This is a genomic window from Streptomyces sp. NBC_01235, from assembly GCF_035989285.1.
Classification (GTDB): domain Bacteria; phylum Actinomycetota; class Actinomycetes; order Streptomycetales; family Streptomycetaceae; genus Streptomyces.
Genome location: NZ_CP108513.1, coordinates 746159 through 771636 on the forward strand (window position 1 = coordinate 746159; position 25478 = coordinate 771636).

Consider the following 25478-nt stretch of genomic DNA (forward strand, 5'->3'; position numbering starts at 1 on the left):
GTCAGATGCGTCGCTCGCGCAGCCGGAGCAGGGAGGAGGTGGCGCTGGACAGGACGACCACGGTCACGAGGAGCACGACCGACAGCGCGACGCCGTAGGCGAACTTCCCGCCGCCGAAGACGTTGCGGTACACCAGCAGCGTCAGTGTGTCCGTCGCTCCGGCGGGGCCGCCGTTGGTCAGGACGAGGGGGAACTCGAAGACCTTCAGCGAGCCGATCAGGCTGAGCGTCACGTTGACGGTGAGCGCCGGGGCGAGCAGCGGCCATTCGATGCTGACGAAGCGCCGCCAGCCGCTCGCGCCGTCCAGCGCGGCCGCCTCGAGGAGTTCGGTCGGCATGCTCATATAGCTGGCGAGGAAGATCGCGCAGGAGTAGCCGGTGAACATCCAGATGTTGACGGCGGCCACCGAGTACAGCGCGGTCGAGGTGTCGCCGAGCCAGACGTGGTTCAGGCCGTGCAGACCGACCAGGTCGAGGAGCGCGTTGATGCCGCCGGTCGGGGCGAACAGGTAGGACCAGATGAAGGCGGCCATCACCGGCGAGATCAGCGTCGGCGTGAGCAGCACGACGTTGAGCACCTTGCGGACCTTGGGGCGGCGGAACAGCATGCTCGCGAAGAGCAGGCCGAGTCCGTTCTGCACGACCACGACGACGGCCGCGTACAGCACGGTGTGCCACAGGGCGTCGGTGACGGCCGGGTCGTCGGCCATGGCACGGTACTGCTGGGTGCCGACGAAGTTCGCGATCGGGCCGCCGAGGCTGTCGGTCATGCTCAGGTAGACGCCTCGGGCCAGCGGATACAGCATGAACACGCCGTACACGACGATCGCCGGAAGCAGGAAGGCGGCCATGGTGGCGCGCCGTCGGTGGAACACGGGGATCCTCCTCTTGCCCGGAAGGGCCGTGGTGGGGGCGGTCAGTGAGCCGCCGGCCCCGCACCCCCACCACGGCCGACCAGGGGTGGCCGGGTTACTTCGCGGACGCCGCGGTCTGGATGTCCTTGAGGGTCTGCGCGGCGGACGCCTTGCCCAGCAGGTAGGCCTGGATCTTGGAGCCGGTCGTGGTCTCGGCCGCGGCGGCGTACCAGGAGTTGGAGGGGAGGATCCGGTAGCGGCCTTCCTTGAAGGCCGTGGTGAACGCCGTCGTCTCTGTGCTCTCCGGCGTCAGGCCGCTGATGAAGGGCGACTCCGCGTGCTCGGCCTCGAGGTACTTGGAGAGGTTCTGGTTCTGCGACCAGAACTTGACGTACTCACGCGCCGCGTCACCCTGCTTGGACTGGGAGTTGACGGACCACATGGTGCCGGCGAAGAGCATCCCGTTGGGCTTGGCTCCTGCGGCGGCGCCCGGCCAGGGGGCGAAGGAGACCGGGAAGCCGGCCTTCTTGACGTTGGAGACCTGCCATGCGCCCTGGTACCAGAAGGCGCTCTTGCCCGCGCTGAAGTCCTGCGGGCCCTGCGCCCACTCGTCGACGCCGAGCTGGTTCTTCCAGTCGACGTACCCCTCGTCCTCCAGTGTCTTCAGCTGCTGAAGGGGTTCCTTCCAGTCCGAGGCGAAGGACGCCTTGCCGTCCAGGAAGTCGGCGTCCCACTGCTTGTTCTTCTGGTAGACCACGGTCGATCCGGCGGCCTGGAAGACCGAGCTGCCGGTCCAGCCGGACTTGTCGGGCAGTGCGATGGGGTCGATGCCGGCCTTCTTGACCTTGGCGAGGTCGGCGAGGAACGTCGGCCAGTCGGCCGGGACTTCGGTGATGCCCGCCTTCTTCAGCAGGTCCATGTTGGCGTACAGGCCGATGCCGATCAGCTCCATCGGCATCGCGAGGGTCTTGCCGTCGGCCTGCGCGAACTGCTTGGCGTCGGGGGTTACCCGGCTCGCCCACGACTCTCCGGACAGGTCGGCGAGGTAGCCGGAGGCGCCCCACTTCTTCATCCGGTCCGTGTCGACCATGATCACGTCGCCGGCCTTGCCGCCCAGCAGCTCGGGCTGGAGCTTCTGCGTGTAGGTGTCGTTCGCGGTGATGTACTCGAAGTCGACCTTGATCTTCGGGTTGGCCTTCTCGAACGCCTTGTTGATCTCGGCGACGTTGGCGGGCTCCGCGCCGCCGCCCTTCCACGCCTGCACGTGGATGGTCACGGTGCCGTCGGCGGAGGCGCCGGACGACCCGCCGCCGCACGCGGCCAGCGACATCGCCATGGCGGCGACCGTGGTGGCGACCGCGAGACATCTCCCAGAACGCTTCATTGCACACCTCACCCGTCGGTATGTACCGACAGTCATGTCTGAAGGGATTTGAATCGATGTGAATCGATCAGCCTGTGCCGTGTGGGTGCAGCGCTGATTCGTATGAAAGGGGCCGGTCGACCCGAGTTGCGGCGAACTTTAGGTGCCGATGGCCAGGGACTGTAACGCAAAACTTAGCGGACATCTATACGTAACTTTCCGTGGCCGCAGAAGACGCTTGAGGTTGCCACTCCCTCCCGGGCGCGACACGGACGACCCCACCTCCTCCCTGCTCACGGGGCCGAATCCCGCCTCTACCGGGACCGTCATTGACGCCTGCCGCAACTTATCGTTAAAGTTTCCTGGAGTTTGCGGTGAAGGCGATGAAGAGCAGGCTCTAAGGTCTTCACGTGCCAAACGGCCGAGCGGCAGAAGGAGTTGGGGTGGCAGGGCGGGTGACCATCGCGCAGGTGGCCGAGGAGGCCGGCGTCTCCGCGATGACCGTGTCCAATGTCGTGAACGGCAAGCCGGGGGCCTCCGAGGAGACCCGACGGCGCGTCATGGAGGTGGCCGCACGGCTCGGCTACCGGCCCAACGTCTCGGCCCGCAACCTCAAGGCCGGCCGCAGCGGGCTCATCGGACTCATCGCACTGGATCTGACCAGTCAGTACGGACTGGAGATCCTCCGCGGTGTCGCCGACGAGCTGGCCAGCGCCGAGCAGGAGCTGCTGGTCAACGCCTCGTACCACGACGCGGTGCGGGAGAAGGACCGGATCGAGTTCCTGGGCCGCGGCCTCGTCGACGGTGTGCTCATGATCGCGCCCGTCCTGGAGAACGAGACGGTCGAGCTGCTGCGCCGGCAGAAACTGCCCTGCGTCATCATCGACCCCCGGCGCCTGGACCTGCCGCTGCCCCGACTGAGCGTCGACAACTACCACGGGATGCGCCAGGGCACGCAGCACCTGATCGACCTGGGTCACACCCGGATCGCCTACCTCCGCGGCGAGGAGGACCTCGAGAGCACGTCCATCCGCTTCCAGGGCTTCGAGGACGCGATGCGGCTCGCCGGACTGAAGGTCGACGAGCAACTGGTCGCCTCGTGCGACTTCTCCTACGCCAGCGGCTTCCGGGCCGCCTCTCGCCTCATCACCGATCACCGTCCGACGGCGATCGTCGCGGGCGCCGATCTGATGGCGCTCGGCGCCATCGACGCCGCACGGGCGTGCGGCCTCAACGTGCCCACCGACTGCTCGGTCGTCGGCTTCGACGACCTCCCGCAGGCGGCGCAGAGCTTCCCCGGTCTGACCACCGTGCGTCAGCCGTTGCACGACATGGGCCAGAAGGCGGCCCGCGCACTGCTGTCCCTCATCGACGGACAGCGGCTGCTCATGGATCACATGGAGGTGGGCACCCAGCTCGTGGTGCGCAACTCGACCGCCCCGCCGCCCGGCGCCGGCGCGGCGTGACCCACGCGACGCCACACCGGTGGACCGCTTCCGGCGACGCCGAGGAGATCCGCCGCCGGTGACGAAACGCCGGGTGCCCCTCGGCTCGAACCCCGAGGCACCGGTTGCTCCGCCTTCTCCGGAGGGCGTACGGCGTTGAACCTGTCTGCGACCGGGTGGGGTGACGCCGCGGCGTCGTGGTCGTTGGCGGTATGTGATCACACCGTTCAAGAGGTTGCCGGCCCCGATTGTCCTGCCGCCCCACTCCGCCGCTCGGGCCGCCACGCCCCGGACCCAGGTCTCGGGCACCGCCCGCCGAACGGCTCCGCGAGAACCGAGTAGGGGCCGTGGACGGTGCGCCGGCCGCCTGGCTGGAGCGTCGCTGTGATCCCGGCCCAGAGTGCGCGGACGGTCAGAGATGTGCGGGCGGTGGTCGTCGGAGCGGGGTTCTCCGGGATCGGGGCCGCAGTCCGGCTTCGCGAGGCGGGGTTCGACGACGTCCTCGTTCTGGAGAAGGAGACGCACCTCGGCGGTACCTGGAGGGAGAACACCTACCCGGGCTGCGCCTGTGACGTGCCCTCGACCCTCTACAGCTACTCCTTCACCCCGGATGCCACATGGAGCAGGGTCTTCGCCGGGCAACGGGAGATCCTCGCCTATCTGCGGGCGACGGCCGAGCGGTACCGGCTGTGTGACGCGCTGCGCTGCGGTGTGCGGGTGCTCGGGGCCAGGTGGGACGGGGCAGCCGGCCGCTGGCTGCTGGAGACCAGCGACGGGCCCTGCAGCACGGCGGTACTGATCCTGGCCACCGGAGCGTGGCACGTTCCGCGCCGCCTGGACGTCCCCGGGATCGAGGACTTCGACGGCCCCGTGTTCCACACCGCCCGGTGGGACCACAGCGTCGACCTGACCGGTCGACGGGTGACCGTGGTCGGCAGCGGTGCCTCCGCTGTCCAGATCGTTCCGGCCATCGAAGCCCAGGCTGCGGCCGTGGACCTCTTCCAGCGCACCGCCCAGTGGGTGCTGCCCAAGCCCGATCTGCCGGTACCCGCGGCGCTCAACCGGCTCCTGGACCGCCTACCCGGTGCGCGCGGCGCCCTGCGCGCCGGGCAGTACGCCTTGCAGGAGGGCATCGGCTACGCCTTCCGCCACCCGCACGCGGCCCGCCTCCTCGAGACGGGTGCCCGCGCACACCTGCGCCTCGCCGTCCGTGACCGACAGCTGCGCCGGGAACTGACACCGGACCACCGGTTGGGCTGCAAGCGCCTTCTGACGTCGAGCACCTTCTACCGGGCTCTGTCCCAGCCGCATGTCCGCCTCCGTCCCACCGCCGTGCGCGCCGTCCGCGGCAAAGAGGTCGTCGGTGCCGACGGCACCACCGTCCACACCGACGTGCTCATCGAGGCCACGGGCTTCCGCGTCGGTGAGCTGCCGCTGGCCAGGACCCTGTACGGTACGAACGGCCGAACACTCGACGAGGCCTGGGGCGGTGCACCGCAGGCGTACATGGGTACCACCGTGAGCGGCTTCCCCAACCTCTTCCTGCTTCTGGGACCCAACCTGCTCGGCGGCTCCACCTCGGCGATCACGGTCCTGGAGGCCCAGCTGACGTATCTCGTCGCCGCATTGGCCCACCTCGACCAAGGCGGCCACCGGGCCCTGGACGTCCGGCCGGCCGCACAGGCCGCGCACAACACCGCCGTCCAGGAGGCGCTCGCGACCACGGTCTACAACACGGGTGGCTGCACCAGCTACTACTTCGCTCCCACTGGGCAGAACACCTTCGCCTGGCCGTGGTCCACCGGACGGCTCGTGCGCCGGCTGCGCCATTTCAGCGCCGACGCCTACACCTTCGACACACCGGCCCGCCCCCTTCCCCTCCCTGCTCAGACGAGGCCGCAGCCTGGCAACCGCACGGCACCCACGGACGCGCAGCAGCCATGACGCGACGTCCGAAACCGCAGGCTCCTGCGCCTGCGGTGCGGAGATCGATGGTGGAGCGGTCCGCTGCCGTCAGCCGAGGCGGGGCGGTGTCCAGTCGGCGTGCCGCAGGATGGTGTGGACGGTCGCGCGGGAGGGGGCCAGCCGGAGAGCGGTGTTGCGCACGGCGACGGCCAGGGGGTTCGTCAGTTGTTGCCCCATCCGGCCCGCCTGGCGGGCGGCGCGGGCGACGGACTGGGTGCGCGGACGGCGCTCCGCGTCGTAACGGGCCAGCGCCGATTCGACGGTGGGCTCGGTGGCGAGCGCGGCGGCCAGCACGACCGCGTCCTCCAGTGCCTGACAGGCGCCCTGACCGAGGTTCGGCGTCATGGCGTGGGCCGCGTCACCGAGCAGGACGATCCGGCCTGCGGTGAAGGCAGGCAGGGGAGTCGCCAACTCGTGGATGTCGTGGTGCAGGACTGCGTCGGGCCGGGTCGCGTCCAGCAGTGCGGGGATCGGATCGTGCCACTGGCCGAAGCGGCGGCGCATCGCGGCAAGGGCGTCCGGATATCGCACCCCGGGCGGCGAGTTGAGCACCGCGTGCCACTCGGCCCGGCCGTCAGCGAACGCAATGTGCCCGAACTCGGCGCCCTTCCCCCAGGTCAGTTCGAAGTCGGTGTCCAACTCGACCGGACGCTCGGTGATGGCGCGCAGGACGGTCGACCCGCTGTAGGCCGGGCCGGGGTGCCGAGGGAACAGCCGGGCGCGCAGCCGGCTGCCCACTCCGTCGGCGGCCACGACCAGATCCGCCTCCAGGGCGGCGTCCCCGAGCGGCATCCGCACCCGGCCCGGGTCGGAGCGGTCGACGGTTTCCGCCTCGGCCCCGACCACGAGGCACTCGGACGGCAGCGCCGCGCGCAGGAGGTGGTGCAGCACGGCCCGGGGGACTCCGACGATCGGCGTGCCCAGCTCGCGCTCGAGAGCGGTCCCGTCCATCCGGGCCAGCCTGCCGCCACCTGGGACACGGGTGCCCCCGGTGTACTGAGGCCGCGCAGCCGCGCGCACCGCCTCGCCGACACCGAGGACATCCAGGGCACGGATGCCGTTGGCGTGCAGGGAGATGCCCGCGCCCACATCGGCCAGGACGGGGGCGCTTTCGACGACCGTCACCTCCCAGCCGATCAGGCGCAGACCGATCGCGGCGGCCAGCCCCCCGATGCCTCCGCCCACCACCACCGCGCTGCCACCCATACCGGCCTCCCTCGTCCGCCCCGCCGCGATCCTTCTACAGATGTAGAAAGAGGGTACTCCGCTCGTACCCCGCTCCTCTACAGGTGTAGAAAAGGGGGATGCCCGCAGACCGACGTACCGTCCTCGCCGACGCGGCCATCGACGTGCTGGCCGAGGCCGGAATCCGAGGACTGACCCATCGCGCGGTCGACCGGGCAGCACACCTGCCTCCCGGCACCACGTCCGCCTACTACCGCACCCGCCAGGCACTGCTCGGCGCGCTGGTCCGGCGCCTGGTCGCTCTTGACCAGGCAGAACTCCAGGCGATCGGGGAACAGGCGCCGATGCCGCGTAATGCCGGGGAACTGGCGGCCGGGATCGCCGCCTTCGTCGAGCAACGGCTCACGGGGGACGGACGGCGGCGCTCCCTCGCGCGCTATGCGTGCGCCATCGAGAGCGTGCACCACCCCGAGCTGCGGGAGATCCTCGTGCCGCGCGAGAACGCAGCCCGACAGGCCGTTCGCGACTTCCTGGCCGCGCAGGGCGTCGCTGACGCCGAGGACCGTACCGTCACGCTGCTGACCTGTGTGGACGGCTTGGTCTTCGACCGACTGGTGGGGGGCGGAGCGGTGTCGGACCAGGAGATCGGCGGGCTGGTGGCGGCGGCGCTGCGATGACCGCACCCACCGACACCGGGCGGGGCCTGATGACGTCGACGTCCGCACACGTGACCCAGCCCCCTGTCAGGATCGATACTGCCGAGACCAGGCTTCCGGAACCGGCGATCCGCACACACCGACCACACCTGACGACCCGCCACCAGAGTCGGCGATCACGTCAGCACCCGTACCGCAAGAGCCCGCTCCCGACCGCCCTCGACCATCCCGGACCACCCTCGACCACCAAGATCATTAAGTGCTCCAACCAGTCCTGAACTGCAAAAAATGAAGGTCAGGGACCCATCTCCCAGTCTCACCAGGAGGTATTTGTGAGGATGCTCATCAACGTTCCGGAGACCGTGGTCGCGGATGCGCTGCGCGGGATGGCGGCCGCCCATCCCGAGCTGACCGTCGATGTCGAGAACCGGGTGATCGTGCGGCGGGACGCTCCGGTGGCCGGGAAGGTGGCGCTGGTGTCCGGCGGCGGCTCGGGACACGAGCCGCTGCACGGCGGGTTCGTCGGACCGGGGATGCTCTCGGCGGCCTGCCCCGGTGAGGTGTTCACGTCGCCGGTGCCGGATCAGATGCTGCGGGCGGCGGCGGCCGTGGACAGCGGGGCGGGAGTGCTGTTCGTCGTCAAGAACTACACCGGCGACGTGCTCAACTTCGACATGGCGGCCGAGTTGGCCGAGGACGAGGGCATCCAGATCGCGAAGGTGCTGGTCAATGATGACGTGGCCGTCACCGACAGTCTCTACACGGCCGGGCGGCGCGGTACCGGCGCGACATTGTTCGTGGAGAAGATCGCGGGTGCCGCCGCCGAAGAGGGGCAGCCGCTGGAACGGGTCGAGGCGCTCGCGCGACAGGTGAACGAGAACTCCCGCAGCTTCGGCGTGGCGCTCAGCGCGTGCACGACACCGGCCAAGGGCAGCCCGACCTTCGACCTGCCGCCCGGCGAGCTGGAGCTGGGCGTCGGCATCCACGGGGAACCCGGGCGGGAGCGGCGGGCGATGATGACGTCCGGGGAGATCGCCGACTTCGCGGTCCACGCGATCCTGGAGGACCTGACGCCCCGCAACCCCGTCCTCGTCCTGGTCAACGGCATGGGCGCGACGCCGCTGCTGGAGCTGTACGGCTTCAACGCCGAGGTGCAGCGCGTGCTGGCCCAACGGGGCGTGGCCGTCGCCCATACGCTCGTCGGCAACTATGTGACGTCCCTCGACATGGCGGGCGCCTCGGTGACCCTGTGTCAGATCGACGAGGAGCTGTTGCGGCTGTGGAACGCGCCGGTGAAGACGCCCGGGCTGCGCTGGGGTGTGTGAGCCAGGGGCAGGTGCTCGGACCCGTACCGACCACGCAAGGAGATCCAGTGCTCGACGCCGACTTCTTCCGCCGTTGGATGACGGCGACCGCCGCGTCCGTCGACCGCGAGGCGGACCGGCTCACGGCCCTCGACTCGCCCATCGGGGACGCCGATCACGGCAGCAACCTCCGACGCGGCTTCACCGCGGTGACCGCGGCGCTGGAGAAGGAGGCACCCGGGACTCCGGGCGCCGTACTCGTCCTCGCGGGGCGCCAGTTGATCTCGACCGTCGGCGGGGCCTCGGGGCCGCTGTACGGCACGCTGCTGCGCCGGACCGGGAAGGCGCTCGGGGACGCGGCCGAGGTGGACGAGGGCGGGTTCGCCGAGGCGCTGCGCACGGGCGTGGACGCCGTGATGCAGCTCGGCGGTGCCGCACCCGGCGACAAGACCATGATCGATTCACTGGTGCCGGCCGTCGACGCCCTCCCCGACGGCTTCCGCGCCGCCCGGGCCGCCGCCGAGCAGGGCGCCGAGGCGACGACACCGCTGCAGGCCCGCAAGGGCCGGGCCAGTTACCTCGGCGAACGCAGCATCGGCCACCAGGATCCCGGTGCCACCTCGGCGGCCCTGCTCATCGCCGCCCTCGACGAAGCCGACGGGGAGTGAGGCGCCGGTGAGTGACGAGAAACTGGTCGGCATCGTCCTGGTGTCGCACAGCGCGGAGGTGGCCGAGGCCGTGGCCGGGCTGGCGCGGGGGCTCGCGGGCGGCGGCCCGGCCGTGCCCCTCGCCCCGGCCGGCGGTACGGAGGGCGGCGGGCTCGGCACGAGCGCCGAGCTGATCGCCGCCGCTGCCGCCTCGGTGGACCGGGGCGCCGGCGTCGCGGTCCTCGCCGATCTGGGCAGCGCCGTCCTCACGGTCAAGGCGCTGCTCGCGGAGGGCGACGAACTCCCCGCCACAGCCCGCCTGGTGGACGCCCCGTTCGTCGAGGGCGCGGTGGCCGCGGTCGTCACGGCCGCGACGGGAGCCGACCTCGACGCGGTGGAAGCGGCGGCCGCGGACGCGTACACCTACCGGAAGGTGTGACGCGGGCTCAGGTGAGTCCCGTCGACCTCCGGACGGACTCGGGACGGACTCCGGACGGACTCGGAACGACATCCGGACGGACTCCGGACGGACTCCGGGACGGACTTACGTGAGCCCCTCCGACGCCGCCACGAGGGCCGAGCGGATGGCCTCTGCCGGCTCGGCTCTCGTCGTCGCCGGGTCCGTCGTGGTGTCGTCGGCGTGCCACGCGTGGTGTTCCACGGCGGCGCGCAGGGCCGCGTCGGACATCGCCGCCTGGATGGGTGGCCGGAGGGCTCCGGCCGGCAGCCCGGCCCGGTCGTCGAGAGCGCGGGCGCGGGCGAAGGCCGGTTCGGCCTCGTCGTAGGTCCGGAGCCAAACCGCGCGCAGGCCCGGTTCGGTGCGGGTCAGCCGCACCAGGGCCCCTACCGTGGCGAGGTCGGGGCCGACGATCACGCACTGGTCGGACTGCAGCCGGGCGAAGGCGTCTCCCAGGGGGCGGCCCGGGTGCCACTCCCGCAGGCAGGTGGCGATGGCGTCGATGCCCGCCGTGAGGAGTGGGCGTACGCAGCTCTCCTTGCTCGGGAAGTACCGCCGGACGGTCCGGGCCGAGACCCCGACCGCCTGCCCGATCTGCTCCCCGGTGGTCGCGGCGACGCCCTGGCCCACGAACACAGATCCACCGCGGCGCGGGCGATCTCCAGCCGGATCTCCGCCTTGCGCTCCTCCATCAGGGGCGGCCGGCCCGTGCGTCCACCGGATGCGCTCATCCGCCCCGACGGCATCGTCGCCTGGGCCGCCGCCCCGGGCCTGCCCGCAGACACCGCAGCTCTGGCGGCCGCCCTGCGCACCTGGCTCGGCGAACCGCACAGGCGTATGGCGAACGGCCAACAAGGTGAACCTGGTCAACCTGCAGGCAGGAAATGCACCGGGCACCGCAGAGGGGAGGTCTGATTGTGTGCGATCCACTCTGACGGTCGGTTCCGCACAGATCTGCCCTGATCCTGCCGAAGGGCCGTCCCGCCTCCGCACCGGCAATACATCCGAGGAGCAGGAACGACGATGGCACCCGATCCGACAATCGCCCAGGTGACCATGACCCTGGCTGCCCTTGCAGCCACCGGGGCCACCCCGCGTCCGTCCGGGGAAACCCCGGAGGATCAAACCGAACGAATCATCACCGGCATCGACGCGCAACTGAGCGATCCCGGCCTTGCGACGCAGGGCGCGTGGGAGCTGGTGTGGCTCGCCCTGAGCGAGGCCAACGCCAATATGGCCTACATCGCACGGAGCACCAACGGCTCGAACGAGTTCGCGGTGGTCGCTCGCGGAACGGACGCCGATCTGACCGACATCCTCGAGGACCTCGACGTCGGCACAGTCGTCCCGTTCCCCGAAAGCGGATCGCCGAAGCCCATCGCCGTTTCCAAGGGGGCCATGGATGCGTTCGAACGGGTTGTCAACGCCCGCTCGATCGCCTCACCCTCCCCGAACGTCACGCTCGTTCAGGCGCTCGGCGCCGCGCTCAAGTCGGCGACCTCCTCGCCGCGGCCGACCGTCTATCTGACCGGTCACAGCCTGGGCGGTTGCATCGCCACCATGCTCGCGCCGTACCTGCAGGCACAGACCTGGACGAATCAGCCGCAGTTCGGGGTGATCACCTATGCCGCTCCCACCGCCGGCGTGCAGAGCTTCGTCGACTACTTCGACTCCGTGCCGTGGGTCATCGACGAGCGCCAGAACAACGCCTACGACCTGGTACCGCACGCGTGGGCCGATCTCGGCACCACCGCCGGCTGGTACCCGAGCCCGGGACCGCAGGCGACCGAAGAAGTGAAGCTGCTCATCGGGGCGATCTCCAAGCGCACCAAGGGCAACGTCTACGTCCAGCCCGGCACGCTCTTCCCGATGAACACCGGATACACGAGCCTTGCCAAGAACCTGGTCAACAAGACCACCCAGGACTTCCTCGGCCAGGTCGCCTTCCAGCACGCCAACTCCACCTACCTGGACCTGGTGGGGGCGCCTGCCGTTCCTTCCGGGCCGGTGGTGACCGACGTGACCCCCGCCTTCGGCGCACCGGGCGCCACTGTGACCATCAACGGCACCGGTTTCAGTCCGGACAGCATGGTCGACTTCGGCAACTTCGCCTGCACCACGCGCAACATCGACCCCTCCGGCATCAGGATCACCGCTAAGGTCCCCAGCGGAACCGGCGTCGTCCACGTCCGCGTCACCAACACCCTCGGCACCTCCCCGGCCGTCGCGATGGGGCAGTTCGCCTATGGCGGACCCGCACCTGTGGTGGTCAGTGCGGTCAGCCCGACCAGCGGAAAGGTCGGCACCCCGGTCACCATCAGCGGCTCGGGCTTCGCCGATGGCGCCACCGTGCACTTCAAGGACAAGGCATCCGATTCGGTCAAGTTCGTTTCCACCGGCCAGATCACCGCAACCGCGCCCGGTCAGCTCGACGACGACCAGACGGTGAACATCACCGTGACGGTAGGCAAGGCCACCTCTCCCACCAGCCCGGCCGACGAGTTCACCTACACCGGACGGTAGCGTCCGCACGCCCCGTTTCCGGGGTGGCCCTTCGAGCAGCCCCGGGCCCAATGCTGCCGACCGGTCGAACCGTGCCCGGGCGAGGGATCGCCGCAGGACCGTTCGCCCTGCGGCGAACAGGCCACAAAGCTGTGCGGCACGACGAGCAACTGCCGGGCGACCAGGTGTCCGGAACCGCCGACAGACCGGGGCCGGGATGAGTCGAGGCACCGATGTGCCAGAGTCCGGGTACCGCGGTGCGGTGGCGGCTCGACGACAGCCCCGGCCGCCGGATCAGGTTACGGTCGAGCTCGGCGGAGCCGCCGCAGGGGTCGCCGCGGACGGCGTTGCGGTTGGCCGCGGCGATCCCCGCCGGACCGACCGCACTCCACCGGGTCACCAGGGCGCGCAGGCCCGGGGCATGCGCCTCGATCCGGCCGAGCACCCGCTCCACACAGCCCGCGACCAGCCGCTCGCCGTCCCACCCCGCCGAGACGTCCAGCTCGCCCGCCGCATCGGACGACGGCGCGAACGGAACCTCCTGGAGCTGCACCCAGAGCGCGGCGCGGCCCGGCGGGACCCGCGAGGGGTCCAGTACGTGCTGCCGGCCCACCACGACCGGCCGTCGTCGGCAACAAGCTCCTGAACGGCCGGAGGAGCAGGCCGCCGCGATCGTGTTCCTCGCCTCGGACGCGGCGAGCAACGTCAACGGCGTGGTCCTGCCGGTCGACGACGGCTGGTCGCCGGTCCGACGGTCCACGGACCCCCGGGCGCGACGAACAGCGACACACGCCAGGTCACCCCGCGTCGCACGCCGGAGGGCCACTCGGCCGCCCACCTCGGCCGTCCGGCCACCGGTGGCCGCCGCACCCCGGGCCCAGCGGCCCGGCATCCGCGGCGGCCACCGTTCGGACGCTCGACGCGAACGGACCGCCCCTCCCTTTCGCCTACGCGCTTCCCTCGTCCCCCACGTCGCCCTGGCCGGCTTCGGCGGACTCGTCGGACCCGGCGTCCGGACTCTCCTGAACCTCAGGGCCCCCTGAATCCTCCTGGGTCACCTGCGACTCCGAGTCCCCCGAGTCCGCCTGAGCCTCGACGCTCTCGGGTGCCGTCAACTCCTCCTGCACGCCGGCCCCTTGGGGGGTTGCCTCACCGCCGGGGACCGCCCCCGTCCCCGCCTGCCGTGCCGAGCCACCCAGCCCCGTCGGCTCCTCCAGCCGCTCTTGAAGCTGCGCCGCCGTCCCCTCGCCCACGCCCGCTCCCCGCACGAACAGCCGCGCCAACCGCTCCCCCACCGCCACCGCGGACGCGTGGCTCTCGATGGGAGTGGCTTGGGAGTCCTTGAAGACGATGTACGTGACGCCGGAGGGCGCGCCGCCGCCGCGGGGGTCGGTGCGGATGCCGAGCGCCTCGGCGGCGGCGTAGGACGCCTCACCGATGATCTCGTGCGGTCCCGTGTCGCCGACGACCGCGTACTGCACCCGGTCCCGGTAGACGACGGCCGCGACCGAGCCCCCGCGCACCCCGTGCTCACGGTGGTTCCAGATGGCGCTCGCCCCCGGCACGACGATGTAGGGCAGTGCCTCGGCGCTCAGGTAGCGGCCGTCGGACTGCTGGTAGGCCGTGGTGTCGGAGAACAGCGGGTCGGTGCGGCTGTTGCACCGCGGGCTCTGGCGGCCGTCGCAGTCGACGTCCATGTCGGCCGTCCAGAACACCGCCTCGTCGGTGCCGCACACCGGAATCGTGGCCGGCGTGTCGCCGTCGGTGCGGTAGCGGCCGCGGGAGACGGGGGTGCAGTCGCGGACCCGGGACAGCAGGTCGGCGGCGCGGACTGAGCCTTCCTGCCGGAGCGCCGGCGCCCCGGGGGCACCCGGGGACGGACGCGCGGTGGCGAGTGGAGTGGTCGGGGCCAGCAGGGCGAGGCCGGCCGCGGCCAGTGTCAGCGACTGGGCGCGCACGATACGGGACCCTCTCGTGGGACATTGACGGACACCCGGAACAATCTGGTGCCGACCGCACCACGAGGCCACTCCGAGGGGGCCGTACGGTGCACGGCGCACGGGGCCCGGCTTCTGACGGGCCGACAGCACGGGAGTGCGACAGGGGCCGGGGGCCGGGCGCCGTCTCGACACCGGACCCCCGGCCACTCCGCCGGCGCGGGATCTGCGACGACAGCGGTCCGCGCCATCGGCGTGAACTCATCAGCCCGCAGGGAGAGTTCAGCCGCGAGGAGCTTCAGCATACGTAACCTCCGGAAGCGGCCGACGGCGACCCATGGAGACGCTTCCGACCTCTTGATGTGGTCGCGCCACCACGCCATATTGGTCCGGACCATTGCCGCTGTGCCGGGCCGGGAGGCGAAGCCGTGCGACGCGTTGTGCTGTGGGTGGTGGGGTACGGGCTGGTGGCGGCCCTTCCGTGCGGCTGCGCGGGCGGCGGGGGTGACGACGGACGGGCGCCCGGCGCCCCGACGGGGGTCACCGCCGAGGCCGGGAGCACGACGAGCGTGCACGTCATGTGGAACGCGGTCTCCGCGAATCCCTCGGTCAGCGGGTACGAGGTGTACCGGGGCGGCACGAAGGTGGGGGAGGTGCGCGGCTCCGCGCACATGCTGGACGTCGTCCGCCTCACCCCGTCCACCGTGTACGTCTTCGCCGTGCGGGCCCGCGACGCAGAGGGGCGGCTCGGTCCGCGCAGCCGGGAGGTGCGTGCCACCACGCCGGCGGCCGCGGCGGCGGACCGTTCGGCCCCGACTCCGCCGGGCGAGGTGACCGGCCGGGCCGCCGGGAGCCGGGCCGTCCAACTGTCGTGGACGGCGTCCACGGACGACCGGAAGGTGGTGTCCTACGACGTCTACCAGGGCGGTGCGAGAATCCACAGCGTCGGCGGTGCCCAGACGGCGACGGTCGTCACGGGGCTGCGGCCGGGCACGCGCTACTCGTTCACCGTCCGGGCGCGGGACGCGGCCGACAACGTCTCGCCGGCCGGGCCGCCCGTGCGCCTCATCACCGCGCCGGGCGACGACGAGGGGACGGACACCGCGCCGGCCGGCTTCCGAGCGGCCACCCGTCTCGCCGACGGGGCGTACTACATCGACCTGTCCTGGGTGCCGCCCCGCGTGGACGGCGTGGTGACGGAGTACCAGATCCAGCTCGACGGGCAGCCGGCCACCTCGTTGGTGTGGGGCGGGACCCCGCCGCGCGGGAAGGCCACGTACAGCTTCTACGCGGGACCGGAGGCAGGGGTCGGCCACCGGGTGCGTTTGCGGGCCCGGCTGCCGGACGGCACGTGGGGCGCGTTCTCGGCGGAGTGGGCGGTGACTACGGGCGAACACCGGTGACGGCTCGTCGCATGGGCCGTCCGAAGGAATCCGTCACCTGCACGGGGGCGGTCCGGATGCGGGGCGGGTCACGGGCGCGTTGGCTGCCTCTGAGGCAGCACGGGCGTACCCAATCCTCGGCGGCGCAAGGGATGTACCGCCAACCGTGCCGCCGCCGGAGGACATCCGATGCGCACTTCCCCTCTCCTCGTCCGCTCAGGCCTGACCGTGGCAGCCGCCGCCGCACTCCCTCTCGCCCTGGCCCCCGGGCCGGCCGCCGCCCGCGTCTCGGGCATCTCCGTGAGCACGACCGGCTCCATGGTGTCGGTGGTGACCAGCGCCTGCACCCAGATCAACGGGAGCTGGGGCACGGCCGCCCTGCTCAACGGCGCCCAGGCGAGCTTCGCCCAGGGGCGTCAGGTGGCCCTGTCCGGGACGCCCGCAAGCCAGTCCGCCGCCTGGTCGGGCGTCTCCCCGGGCACGTACACCGTCGTCGTCATGTGCTCGGGCGGCAGCACCGCGGGCACCCAGTCCGTGATCGTCTCGGCTCCTTCCACCCCGACGATCTCCGCGACCGCCTCGCCCTCGCGCGGGGTCATGGGCGGCCTCGGCGGCGCGGCCCGCGACTACGGCCCCGTCGCCATGGGGGTGGGCGGGGCGCTGGTGGGGGCGGGCGTCATCGCGGCGGCCTGGTTCCTGCGCCGCCGCTCGAAGCCGTACCGGCTCTAGGTGTGCCGTCCGGCTGTGTCCCGCACGGCGGGCAGTTCCTCCAGAGCCTCGGTGAGCCACTGGGCCCAGAAGGTCTCCAGCTCGATGCCCGCGCGCAGGACCAGGTGCTGGAGCCTGGACTGCGCGCTGTCCAGGCCGGGCGGGAAGTCGCGCTTCTCGATCTCCTCGTACTCGGCCAGCTGCCGCCGGTGCAGGTCGAGATGGCGGCGCAGGTCGGCCTCCAGGCCCGCGGTGCCGACGACGGCCGCGGCGCGCAGCCGCAGCAGCAGGGCGTCGCGGTGCGGCTTCGGGTCCTGGGGGGCCGCCGTCCACCGCGCGAGTTCGGCGCGGCCCGCGGGCAGGACCTCGTAGGCCTTCTTCTGTCCGCGGGCCGGCTGCTCGGTCGGCAGCGCCCTGATGTGGCCCTCGGCCTCCAGTTTTCCCAGCTCGCGGTAGATCTGCTGGTGCGTCGCCGACCAGAAGTAGCCGATCGACCTGTCGAACCGGCGGGTCAGATCCAGCCCCGACGAGGGCCTCTCGAGCAGGGCGGTGAGGATCGCGTGCGGGAGTGACATGCGGTCATCCTAGGGACGCGCCCGAACGGCGCGCCTCCCCCGCAGCCGCGTCCCTACAGTGCCGCCGCCAGTTCCGTGCCCTGCTGGACGGCTCGTTTGGCGTCCAGCTCGGCGGCGACGTCGGCACCGCCGATGAGGTGCGCGTTGGCGCCGGCGGCGACCAGTGCCTCGTACAGGTCGCGGCGCGGGTCCTGGCCGGTGCACAGCACGATGGTGTCGACCTCCAGGACCGTGCTCTGCTCGCCCACGGTGACGTGCAGTCCGGCGTCGTCGATCCGGTCGTAGCGCACGCCCGGGATCATGGTGACGCCCCGGTGCTTGAGCTCGGTGCGGTGGATCCAGCCGGTCGTCTTGCCGAGGCCCGCGCCGACCTTGCTGGTCTTGCGCTGGAGGAGGTGGACCGTGCGGGGCGGGGCGGGGCGCTCGGGGACGGCGAGACCACCGGGTGCCCGGTAGTCCATGTCGACGCCCCACTGGCGGAAGTAGGTCGCCGGGTCCTCGCCCGCCTTGTCGCCGCCGTCGGTGAGGAACTCGGCGACGTCGAAGCCGATGCCGCCCGCGCCCAGGATCGCGACGCGGTCGCCGACGGGCGCACCGTCGCGCAGGACGTCGAGGTAGCCGACGACGCTCGGGTGGTCGACGCCGGGGATGTCGGGGGTGCGCGGGCTGACGCCGGTGGCCACGACGACCTCGTCGTAGCCCTCCAGGTCACCTGCCGCCACCGGCGTGTCGAGGCGTACGTCCACGCCGTGCGCGTCGAGCTGGTGGCGGAAGTAGCGCAGCGTCTCGTCGAACTCCTGCTTGCCAGGAACCTTGCGGGCGACGTTGAGCTGGCCGCCGATCTCGCTCGCGGCGTCGAACAGCGTCACGTCGTGGCCGCGTTCGGCGGCGCTCACGGCGCAGGCCAGGCCCGCCGGGCCCGCGCCCACCACCGCGACGCGCTTGCGCAGCCGGGTCGGGGAGAGGACCAGCTCGGTCTCGTGGCAGGCACGCGGGTTGACCAGGCAGGAAGTGATCTTCCCGCTGAAGGTGTGGTCGAGGCAGGCCTGGTTGCAGCCGATGCAGGTGTTGATGGCCTCGGGCGTACCGGCCGCGGCCTTGTTGACGAAGTCGGGGTCGGCGAGCATCGGGCGGGCCATCGACACCATGTCGGCGCAGCCGTCGGCGAGCAACTCCTCGGCCAGTTCAGGGGTGTTGATGCGGTTGGTGGTGACGAGCGGGACGTTGACCGCGCCCATGAGCTTCTTCGTCACCCAGGTGTAGGCGCCGCGCGGCACGGAGGTGGCGATGGTGGGGATGCGGGCCTCGTGCCAGCCGATGCCGGTGTTGATGATCGTCGCGCCGGCCGCCTCGACGGCCTTGGCGAGGGTGACGACCTCGTCGAGGGTCGAGCCGCCGGGCACCAGGTCCAGCATGGACAGCCGGTAGATGACGATGAAGTCCTCGCCGACCGCCTCGCGCACCCGCCGGACGATCTCGACGGGGAACCGCGTCCGGTTCTCGTACGAGCCGCCCCAGCGGTCGGTGCGGTGGTTGGTCTGGGCGGCGATGAACTCGTTGATGAGATAGCCCTCGGAGCCCATGATCTCGACGCCGTCGTAGCCGGCCTGGCGGGCGAGGCGGGCGGCGCGGGCGTAGTCGTCGACGGTCCGCTCGACGTCGGCGTCGGTGAGCTCGCGGGGCGGGAAGGGGCTGATGGGGGCCTGGAGCGGGCTGGGGGCGACCAGGTCCCGGTGGTAGGCGTAGCGGCCGAAGTGGAGGATCTGCATCGCGATCCGGCCGCCCTCGCGGTGCACGGCGTCCGTGATCGCCCGGTGCTGCTCGGCCTCCGCGTCCGTGGTGAGCTTCGCGCCGCCCTCGTACGGCCGGCCCTCGTCGTTGGGGGCGATGCCGCCGGTGACGATGAGGCCCACTCCCCCACGGGCCCGGGCGGCGTAGAACGCGGCCATGCGCTCGAAGCCGCGTTCGGCCTCCTCCAGGCCGACGTGCATCGAGCCCATCAGGACGCGGTTGGGCAGCGTGGTGAAGCCCAGGTCGAGCGGGCTCAGCAGGTGCGGGTAACGGCTCATGACAGGCCTCCGTGCGCGGTGTCTTCCCTCCAGTTCTAGAGGACCGCGCACGGATTATGCAACTAGTTGCACAATGAGGCCGGGGTCATGTGCCGCAGGTCACCGCCTCATCGCTCCATCGGCTCATCACCCCATCGCCTCACCGGCTCTCGAGCAGTACGTGCAGCTCCCGCTCCTGGTCCCCGGAGGCCGAGGAGAGGTCGCGTACCGCGAACACCGAGTCCAGCGTCGTACGGAGCCGCTCGATCGCCCAGTAGCCGCCCTGCGCGTCGGCCTCGACGGAGGACGAGAGCCGGGCCGGGCGGGCGCAGTCGTGCGCTTCGGTGACCTCGAAGGTGCCGAGCCACACCATCGGGCGGGTCTCGTGCAGTTGCTGCGGCGCCTCGTCGGTTCCGCGGTCCGACTCGAAGCACTCGTTCAGCGTGTCGAACACGATCCGGGCGTCCTCCTTGCTGCATCCGCTGATCTCGACGGAGACGGACTCCTCGTGCGGTCGCTCGCGGTCCATCGTGATCGCTCCTCTCGTGGCGGTGGCGCGGCAGTGCGGGTTCCCCGCGAACCGCGCCACATCCCCAGAAAAGCACCACTTTCCGAGGGGGACCAGCGACGGCACCCCCCGGCGCCGGGCTCAGCTCCGCGTGAAGCGGTACGTCTTGCTGTCGGTCAGCACGCAGAAGCCGGGCGAGACGACGATCACGCGCAGGGTGCCGGTGCGGCGGTCGTAGTCGATGCCCTCCGCCTCGAAGGTGCCCGAGCAGGAGCTGCGCAGCGGCAGCTGACGCAGGGCCGTCACATGACCGGTGACGTCGGCCGTTCCGTTCGGCTCGGCGGACAGGTCGATCTGCAGGAGCGGCTTGGTGATGCCGAAGAGGGTGCCGGCCGGGTCGTCAGAGGAGCACAGCAGGGTGGTCGGACCGGTGAAGTCGCAGCCCTGCACGTCGCGCACGGCGTGGTCGAGGCGGACGGTCGACACCTGCGGCAGGTTCGCCGAGGGCGAGGTGCCGGAGTTGGCGCCGGGGGTGGGGAAGACGAGGAACCGGGTCATGGTGCCCCACTCGCCCGACAGCATCCACTGGCTGTTCGGGGTGATCGCCACCCAGGAGTTGTTGAGCGCCTCGCCCGAGCCGAGCGCGTGGACGTACTCCGACCAGGCCCCGCCCGGCGCCTGCACGCGGTACATCTTCGAGGTGCCGGAGTCGCTCTGGTAGGGCTCGACGTAGTAGCCGTCGTAGGAGGCGTCCGGGTCGCCGACGTGGTTCCAGCCCCGGGCGGACACGGAGAGCGGGATGGTGCCGATGCCGGTGTAGCGGTTGGCGCTGTTCGCCGGGACCTCGACGGACGTCAGGCCCTGACTCTCGGACAGCGGGTCGGCGCGGTCGGAGCCGACCTCGGTCCAGGTGTCGGCGGCCGCGGCGGGCGGGGCCGCGGAGAGGGCGGTGACCGTCGCGACGGCCAGCGCGAGGAGGGCGGCGCGGGCGGTACGGGCAGTGCCGGACAGGGGACGGCGGCGGGCAGGGCGCAGGGGCATGGGACTCCTCGTCGAAGGGGGGTGGGGCGCGCTCGGCGGACAGTCTGTCCCGGCATCATGGTCATGTACAGACCAATTCGATGGACAGGTGCGGACCCTGAGGAGAACGGCACCCGAAGCCGTACTGGAGGAGCATGGGGAAGTGCCCCAAAGGCGTGGGAGAAAAGGGTTGAGCGCGGTAGAACAGGGGAGTCGGCACGGGGGACGGGCGTGCCGCGTCGATGTCCGGAGGCGGTGCGTGGCATGAGTGCAGGCGGATCGTCCGCGGCCGAGGGTGGAGGCCCGACAGGCCCCAGCGGACTGCTGGACGTGCTGAACGTGGCCTCTGTGGTGCTCGACACCGAGGGCCGTATCGCGCTGTGGAGTCCCCAGGCCGAGGAGTTGTTCGGCTATTCGGCGCAGGAGGCGTTGGGCCGGTACGCGGCCCACGTGATGGTCCACGAACGCCATGTCGACCTGGTCGTGAAACTGTTCGCGGACGTCATGGCCACCGGCCGGAGCTGGGCGGGGGCGTTCCCCATCCGGCGCAAGGACGGCACCACCCGGTTGGTGGAGTTCCGCAACATGCGGCTCCTGGACGACCGGGGCGACGTGTACGCCCTGGGCCTCGCAGCCGACCGGACGACGGTGCGCCGGCTGGAGCGGGACGTGGCCCTGTCCACGCGGATGGTCGCGCAGTCCCCCAACGGGCTCGCCGTCCTGGACACCGACCTGCGGTACGTCTCGGTCAACTCCGCGCTGGAGCGGATCAACGGTGTGCCCGCCGAGGAGCACGTCGGGCGGACGGTCCGCGAGGTGCTGCCCCGGGTGGACGCGGAGGTCCTGGAGTCCGCGGCGCGCCAGGTGCTGCGGACCGGCAAGCCGATCGTCGACCGGTTCACGGTCGGCCGTACCCCCGCCGACCCGGACGAGGACCACGCCTGGTCGGTCTCCCTGTACCGCCTGGAGGACGCCCGCGGCACCGTGCTGGGCGTGGCCGCCTCGGTCGTCGACGTCACCGACCGGCACCGGGCGGCCGTCGAGGCCGAGGCGGCGCGCCGCCGGCTGGCGCTCATCGCGGACGCCTCGGCCCGGATCGGCACCACCCTGGACCTGGAGCGCACCGCCCGCGAACTGGCCGACGTGGCGGTGCCGGAGCTGGCGGACATGGCCGCAGTGGATCTGCTCGACGCCGTGGTGGCGGGCCGGCGCACCAGCCTCGGCCCGGCGGAGGACGCGGTGATCCGCGCTCTGGCGGTCCGGGTGTACAACGCGCCCGACGCCCTCCAGGCCTCCGACCCGCCCGGGCAGGTCGCCCGCTACGGACCGCAGCGACTCGTCACGGAGTGCGTGCGCACCGGGCAGCCCGTCATGGTCGCCCAGGTCAAGGACGAGGATCTCGCGCGCATCGCCCGCTCCCCCGAGTCGGCCGAGCTGCTGGCCCGGGCGGGAGTCCACTCCTATCTGGCCGTGCCGCTCATCGCGCGGGGCGAGGTGCTCGGCGCCCTCGACCTGAAGCGGATCCACCATCCGCTCCCCTTCGACCAGGACGACCTGCTGCTCGCCCGTGAGCTGGCCGCCCGCGCCGCCGTGCAGATCGACAACGCCCGCTGGTACCAGAACGCCCGCACCACCGCGCTCACCCTTCAGCGCAGCCTGCTGCCGAGCCATCCGCCGGTCACCGGCGGCCTGGAGGTCGCCTCCCGCTACCAGCCGGCGGGCGCCACCACCGAGGTCGGCGGCGACTGGTTCGACGTCATCCCGCTGCCGGACGGCAAGACGGCACTCGTCGTCGGCGACGTGATGGGCAGCGGGATCGACGCCGCCGCCACGATGGGCCGACTGCGCACCGCGACGACCACGCTGGCCTCCCTCGACCTCGACCCGGCGGTCCTGCTGGAGCATCTCGACCGGATCACCCAGGGCCTGGACCACTCCATCGCCACCTGCGTGTACGCCGTCCACGACCCCCGGCTGGCGCGGTGCCGGATCGCCAACGCCGGGCATCTGCCGCCGGCCCGGGTGCGCCCCGGCCGTCCGCCGGAACTGCTCGACCTGCCCACCGGGGTGCCGCTGGGCGTGGGCGGGGTGGCGTTCTCCACGACCGACGTCGACTTCGCGCCCGGCGACCAGCTCGTGCTGTACACGGACGGGCTCGTCGAGACCCGCACGGACTCCCTCGACGAGCGTCTGGAAGCTCTGCTGGCGCTGCTCGACGACCCCGCGCGTCCCCTGGAGGAGCTGTGCGACCTGCTGCTGAGCGCGTTGCACCACCCCGACAACCACGACGACGTGGCCCTGCTGGTGGCGCGGGCCATCGCCTAGCCAAGGCCGTACGCCCCGATTCACAGACTTCTGTTACCTGTTCCTTACCGGGCACCTCGGACAATCACAGTGAGGCGTGGCAGTGGTGCCGCCGTCGTGGCCGAGGAGGGTGAGCCGTGATGCAGGAGCCGGAAAGGCCGGAAGGGCCGCACGAGGTCGAACTGCTCTCGGGACCGGTCGACGAGGAACGGGAACGCGCCGACCCGCGCGCACTGTGGCAGCGGCGGTCGGCCCGCGGGCGGGCGTTGATCGCGGCCACGACCGTCGCCGTCCTGGCGCTGGGCGGCACCGTCGCGTACGCGGCGACGAACGGCTCGGACGGCGGCTCGCCCTCCACGTCACCGTCCGCGTCCTCCTCCGAAGGGCCCGGCGGGCGGCACGGCCACGGCGGCCCGTGGTTCGGCCCGGGCGGCGACGCGGTGCACGGTGAGGCGACCGTCAAGGACCCCGACACCGGCAAGTGGGTCGTCCGTGTGTGGCAGCGGGGCACGGTGGAGAAGGTGAACGACGACCGTGTCACCGTCAAGAGCGAGGACGGCACCTCGTGGACGTGGACGGTGGGTTCGGACACCTCCGTACTGTCCGACGGCGCCTCAGGCTCCGGGGCCGGCGCGCTGAAGAAGGCCGACACCGTGTACGTGGTCGGGACCCGTTCCGGCGACACGAATACGGCCGAGCGTGTCCTGTCCGGCGCCTTCGACAACCATGGCCCGGGCGACCGGCACGGCGGCTTCCCGGGGCACGGCCCGTGGGACCGCGGGAACGACCGCTCCCCCAGCCCCACGGGCAGCGGCGCCGCTACCTGACCCTGGTGCCGACGACCACGTGGGCGTACAGCTCCTCGTCCCGCGCCAGACGCACCGCCAGGCCGCTGCGGGTGAACGCCTCGACGGCGGCCGGGGCCTGACGCTCGCTGGTCTCGACGAGGAGGCAGCCGCCCGGGGCGAGCCAGTGCGGCGCCTCGGCGGCCACTCGGCGCAGCACGTCCAGTCCGTCGCCGCCGCCGTCGAGAGCGGTGAGCGGCTCGTGCTCGCGGGCCTCCGCCGGCAGCAGGGGGACCTCGCCGGTGGGGACGTACGGGACGTTTGCGGCCAGGATGTCGACACGGCCGCGCAGTTGGCCGGGCAGTGCCTCGAACAGGTCGCCCGTGTAGGCGTGTCCGCCGTGACCGGCGACATTGCGCCGGGCACAGCGCACCGCCGCCGGATCGATGTCCGCGGCGTGCAGCTCCACTTGCCCCAGGGAGGCGGCGAGGGCGGCGCCGACCGCGCCCGATCCGCAGCACAGGTCGACGACGACACAGGCGTGCGGCGCCGCGGCCAGGGCCTGGTCGACGAGGAACTCGGTGCGGCGGCGGGGCACGAAGACGCCCGGCTCGAGGGTGACGCGCAGACCGTGGAACTCGGCCCAGCCGACGACGTGTTCGAGCGGCAGACCCGCAGCGCGGCGCTCCGCCATGGCGGCGGCCTCCTCCGGGGTCCGGGCCGCGGTGAGGATCAACTCCGCCTCGTCCTCGGCGAAGACGCAGCCGGCGGCCCGCAGGACGGCGACGAGGCCGTCACGGGTCGAGGAAGAGGGCGACGACGAGGACGACGACGGATGAGACGAAGAGGGAGAAAGAGGGGAGGGCATGAAGCCGAGAAGCCTTTCGGAAGCCGAAGGGCGCTCTCGCGTTCGCCTACGGGCGGCGGTCCACGCCGACACGAGGTGAGAGCACCCGACCTGACACTGCGGTAATGGGTCTCACCTCCTCGCCTCGCACGGCTGGGATCCTCCGCAACCGGACGGCCACCCTACCCCACCACCTCCAGTTGTACTATGCAACTAGGCAAGTGAGGGAGTCCCAGTGGAAGCAGCCGAGGCCGTGGAGACGATCCAGCGGGAAATGACCATCTTCGCGCGGCGGGCCCGCGCCTCGGCGGGCCGGCTGCACCCCGAGCTGTCGCTGGTGTCGTACACGCTCCTCGGGCATCTGGAGGAGAGCGGCGGCTGCCGGGCCACCGACCTCGCCGCGCACTACGCCCTGGACAAGTCCACGGTGAGCCGCCAGGTCTCCGCCCTGGAGCGTGCCGCCCTGATCGAACGGCGCCAGGCCCCCGAGGACCACCGCGTCCACGTCCTCCACCTCACCGACGCCGGACGCCGCATCCTCGCCCAGGTCACCGAGAGCCGCCGCACGGCCTTCCGGGAACGGCTGACGCAGTGGCCGGCGGGGGATCTGGAGCGGTTCGCGGAGTACCTGGTGCGGTACAACGCCTGGAACGGCCCCGCAGCCGAGAGCGACCGACTCCCCCCGGCAGCCCCGTGACCACCCCCACTTCGCGGTCGGTGAGTTCGGGTCGTGGCACGTCTGGCAGCCCCACACCTGCGCGCCACGAGCCCGTAACCCTTTTCGCGTCGCCGCCTGCACCACCGGCACAGCCTCCCGTCCCTCCCCCAGCCGCTGCGGCACCCGTGCTGCAGGAACGTCGTTCTGCGGCGCAGGCCAAAGAGCAGGGAATCGTAGAGGCGGATGACGTTCGTGTTGCCGGCTCCGGTGTGCGGGAAGGGGGACTCGGCGCGTTCGTGGATGCCGTGGGCGACAGCGAGGATCAGGCG

General features: G+C 71.7%; 23 protein-coding genes and 3 pseudogenes. 15 read left to right on the plus strand and 11 right to left on the minus strand.

Annotated elements, in window-relative coordinates; all coding sequences use genetic code 11:
- Position 1 precedes the first annotated feature (1 nt).
- Entirely contained in the window at positions 2-874 is an 873-nt protein-coding gene (locus tag OG289_RS03340; protein WP_327312502.1) for a carbohydrate ABC transporter permease, read from the minus strand.
- 94 nt (positions 875-968) lie between these two features.
- Positions 969-2237, minus strand: coding sequence for an ABC transporter substrate-binding protein (locus tag OG289_RS03345; RefSeq protein WP_327312503.1), 1269 nt, complete (start codon positions 2235-2237; stop codon positions 969-971).
- Between the two features lie 422 nt (positions 2238-2659).
- On the opposite strand from OG289_RS03345, the gene OG289_RS03350 reads away from it, so the two are divergent.
- Together OG289_RS03350 and OG289_RS03355 are read left to right on the plus strand one after the other, a co-directional pair.
- Positions 2660-3682, plus strand: coding sequence for a LacI family DNA-binding transcriptional regulator (locus OG289_RS03350; protein ID WP_327312504.1), 1023 nt, complete (start codon positions 2660-2662; stop codon positions 3680-3682).
- Positions 3683-4045: 363 nt separating this feature from the next.
- Positions 4046-5605: a flavin-containing monooxygenase gene (locus tag OG289_RS03355; protein WP_327312505.1), complete on the plus strand. Its 1560-nt coding sequence runs from the start codon at positions 4046-4048 to the stop codon at positions 5603-5605.
- Positions 5606-5674: 69 nt separating this feature from the next.
- Here the strand turns inward: OG289_RS03355 and OG289_RS03360 are convergent, their stop codons facing one another.
- Entirely contained in the window at positions 5675-6832 is a 1158-nt protein-coding gene (locus OG289_RS03360) for an FAD-dependent monooxygenase (RefSeq protein WP_327312506.1), read from the minus strand.
- Between the two features lie 98 nt (positions 6833-6930).
- Between OG289_RS03360 and OG289_RS03365 the strand changes: the two genes are divergently transcribed.
- From OG289_RS03365 to OG289_RS03380, 4 genes are all read left to right on the plus strand, one after another.
- On the plus strand, positions 6931-7488 hold the full coding sequence (locus tag OG289_RS03365; protein WP_327312507.1) for a TetR/AcrR family transcriptional regulator: 558 nt from the start codon (positions 6931-6933) through the stop codon (positions 7486-7488).
- A 311-nt stretch (positions 7489-7799) separates the two neighbouring features.
- Positions 7800-8792, plus strand: a complete 993-nt coding sequence (dhaK, locus tag OG289_RS03370) for a dihydroxyacetone kinase subunit DhaK (RefSeq protein WP_327312508.1) — start codon at positions 7800-7802, stop codon at positions 8790-8792.
- Positions 8793-8839: 47 nt separating this feature from the next.
- Positions 8840-9439: a dihydroxyacetone kinase subunit DhaL gene (dhaL, locus tag OG289_RS03375; protein ID WP_327312509.1), complete on the plus strand. Its 600-nt coding sequence runs from the start codon at positions 8840-8842 to the stop codon at positions 9437-9439.
- 7 nt (positions 9440-9446) lie between these two features.
- Positions 9447-9857, plus strand: a complete 411-nt coding sequence (locus OG289_RS03380) for a PTS fructose transporter subunit IIA (protein ID WP_327312510.1) — start codon at positions 9447-9449, stop codon at positions 9855-9857.
- 105 nt (positions 9858-9962) lie between these two features.
- Here the strand turns inward: OG289_RS03380 and OG289_RS03385 are convergent, their stop codons facing one another.
- Positions 9963-10505, minus strand: coding sequence for a TetR/AcrR family transcriptional regulator (locus OG289_RS03385; RefSeq protein ID WP_327321037.1), 543 nt, complete (start codon positions 10503-10505; stop codon positions 9963-9965).
- On the opposite strand from OG289_RS03385, the gene OG289_RS03390 reads away from it, so the two are divergent.
- The 4 genes and pseudogenes from OG289_RS03390 to OG289_RS03405 all read left to right on the plus strand — a co-directional run.
- Complete coding sequence (locus tag OG289_RS03390; RefSeq protein WP_327320568.1) at positions 10497-10790, plus strand: aromatic-ring hydroxylase C-terminal domain-containing protein; 294 nt, start codon at positions 10497-10499, stop codon at positions 10788-10790. The two genes, OG289_RS03385 and OG289_RS03390, sit on opposite strands and share 9 nt — an antisense overlap.
- Before the next feature lie 141 nt (positions 10791-10931).
- Complete coding sequence (locus tag OG289_RS03395) at positions 10932-12398, plus strand: IPT/TIG domain-containing protein (protein WP_327320569.1); 1467 nt, start codon at positions 10932-10934, stop codon at positions 12396-12398.
- A 400-nt stretch (positions 12399-12798) separates the two neighbouring features.
- Complete coding sequence (locus OG289_RS03400; protein ID WP_327321038.1) at positions 12799-13023, plus strand: hypothetical protein; 225 nt, start codon at positions 12799-12801, stop codon at positions 13021-13023.
- Between the two features lie 4 nt (positions 13024-13027).
- A pseudogene (locus tag OG289_RS03405) lies at positions 13028-13126 on the plus strand (SDR family oxidoreductase); the annotation flags it as partial.
- A 510-nt stretch (positions 13127-13636) separates the two neighbouring features.
- Here OG289_RS03405 and OG289_RS03410 read toward each other — a convergent pair.
- Positions 13637-14335, minus strand: a pseudogene (locus tag OG289_RS03410) (glycoside hydrolase family 75 protein); the annotation flags it as partial.
- Between the two features lie 407 nt (positions 14336-14742).
- Between OG289_RS03410 and OG289_RS03415 the strand changes: the two are divergent.
- Positions 14743-15717 carry a fibronectin type III domain-containing protein gene (locus tag OG289_RS03415; protein ID WP_442818864.1) on the plus strand — a complete coding sequence of 325 codons (975 nt, stop codon included), beginning with the start codon at positions 14743-14745 and terminating at the stop codon, positions 15715-15717.
- 168 nt (positions 15718-15885) lie between these two features.
- Positions 15886-16425 carry a hypothetical protein gene (locus OG289_RS03420; RefSeq protein ID WP_327312511.1) on the plus strand — a complete coding sequence of 180 codons (540 nt, stop codon included), beginning with the start codon at positions 15886-15888 and terminating at the stop codon, positions 16423-16425.
- Here OG289_RS03420 and OG289_RS03425 read toward each other — a convergent pair.
- The 4 genes from OG289_RS03425 to OG289_RS03440 form a co-directional block, all read right to left on the minus strand.
- On the minus strand, positions 16422-16979 hold the full coding sequence (locus OG289_RS03425) for a PadR family transcriptional regulator (protein WP_327312512.1): 558 nt from the start codon (positions 16977-16979) through the stop codon (positions 16422-16424). The two genes, OG289_RS03420 and OG289_RS03425, sit on opposite strands and share 4 nt — an antisense overlap.
- A gap of 53 nt (positions 16980-17032) precedes the next feature.
- The gene (locus OG289_RS03430; RefSeq protein WP_327312513.1) at positions 17033-19048 is read right to left on the minus strand and encodes an NADPH-dependent 2,4-dienoyl-CoA reductase; all 2016 of its coding nucleotides are present in this window, start codon (positions 19046-19048) and stop codon (positions 17033-17035) included.
- Between the two features lie 139 nt (positions 19049-19187).
- Entirely contained in the window at positions 19188-19556 is a 369-nt protein-coding gene (locus OG289_RS03435; protein WP_327312514.1) for a hypothetical protein, read from the minus strand.
- Between the two features lie 120 nt (positions 19557-19676).
- Entirely contained in the window at positions 19677-20576 is a 900-nt protein-coding gene (locus tag OG289_RS03440) for a hypothetical protein (protein WP_327312515.1), read from the minus strand.
- Between the two features lie 243 nt (positions 20577-20819).
- Here OG289_RS03440 and OG289_RS03445 point away from each other — a divergent pair, with 243 nt between their 5' ends.
- Entirely contained in the window at positions 20820-22880 is a 2061-nt protein-coding gene (locus OG289_RS03445; RefSeq protein WP_327312516.1) for a SpoIIE family protein phosphatase, read from the plus strand.
- Between the two features lie 119 nt (positions 22881-22999).
- Positions 23000-23686, plus strand: coding sequence for a hypothetical protein (locus tag OG289_RS03450; RefSeq protein ID WP_327312517.1), 687 nt, complete (start codon positions 23000-23002; stop codon positions 23684-23686).
- Here the strand turns inward: OG289_RS03450 and OG289_RS03455 are convergent.
- Entirely contained in the window at positions 23679-24512 is an 834-nt protein-coding gene (locus OG289_RS03455; protein WP_327312518.1) for a putative protein N(5)-glutamine methyltransferase, read from the minus strand. The two genes, OG289_RS03450 and OG289_RS03455, sit on opposite strands and share 8 nt — an antisense overlap.
- Positions 24513-24726: 214 nt before the next feature.
- Between OG289_RS03455 and OG289_RS03460 the strand changes: the two genes are divergently transcribed.
- Positions 24727-25188, plus strand: a complete 462-nt coding sequence (locus OG289_RS03460) for a MarR family winged helix-turn-helix transcriptional regulator (protein ID WP_327312519.1) — start codon at positions 24727-24729, stop codon at positions 25186-25188.
- Positions 25189-25403: 215 nt separating this feature from the next.
- Here the strand turns inward: OG289_RS03460 and OG289_RS03465 are convergent.
- A pseudogene (locus OG289_RS03465) lies at positions 25404-25475 on the minus strand (GNAT family N-acetyltransferase); the annotation flags it as partial.
- Positions 25476-25478 lie beyond the last annotated feature (3 nt).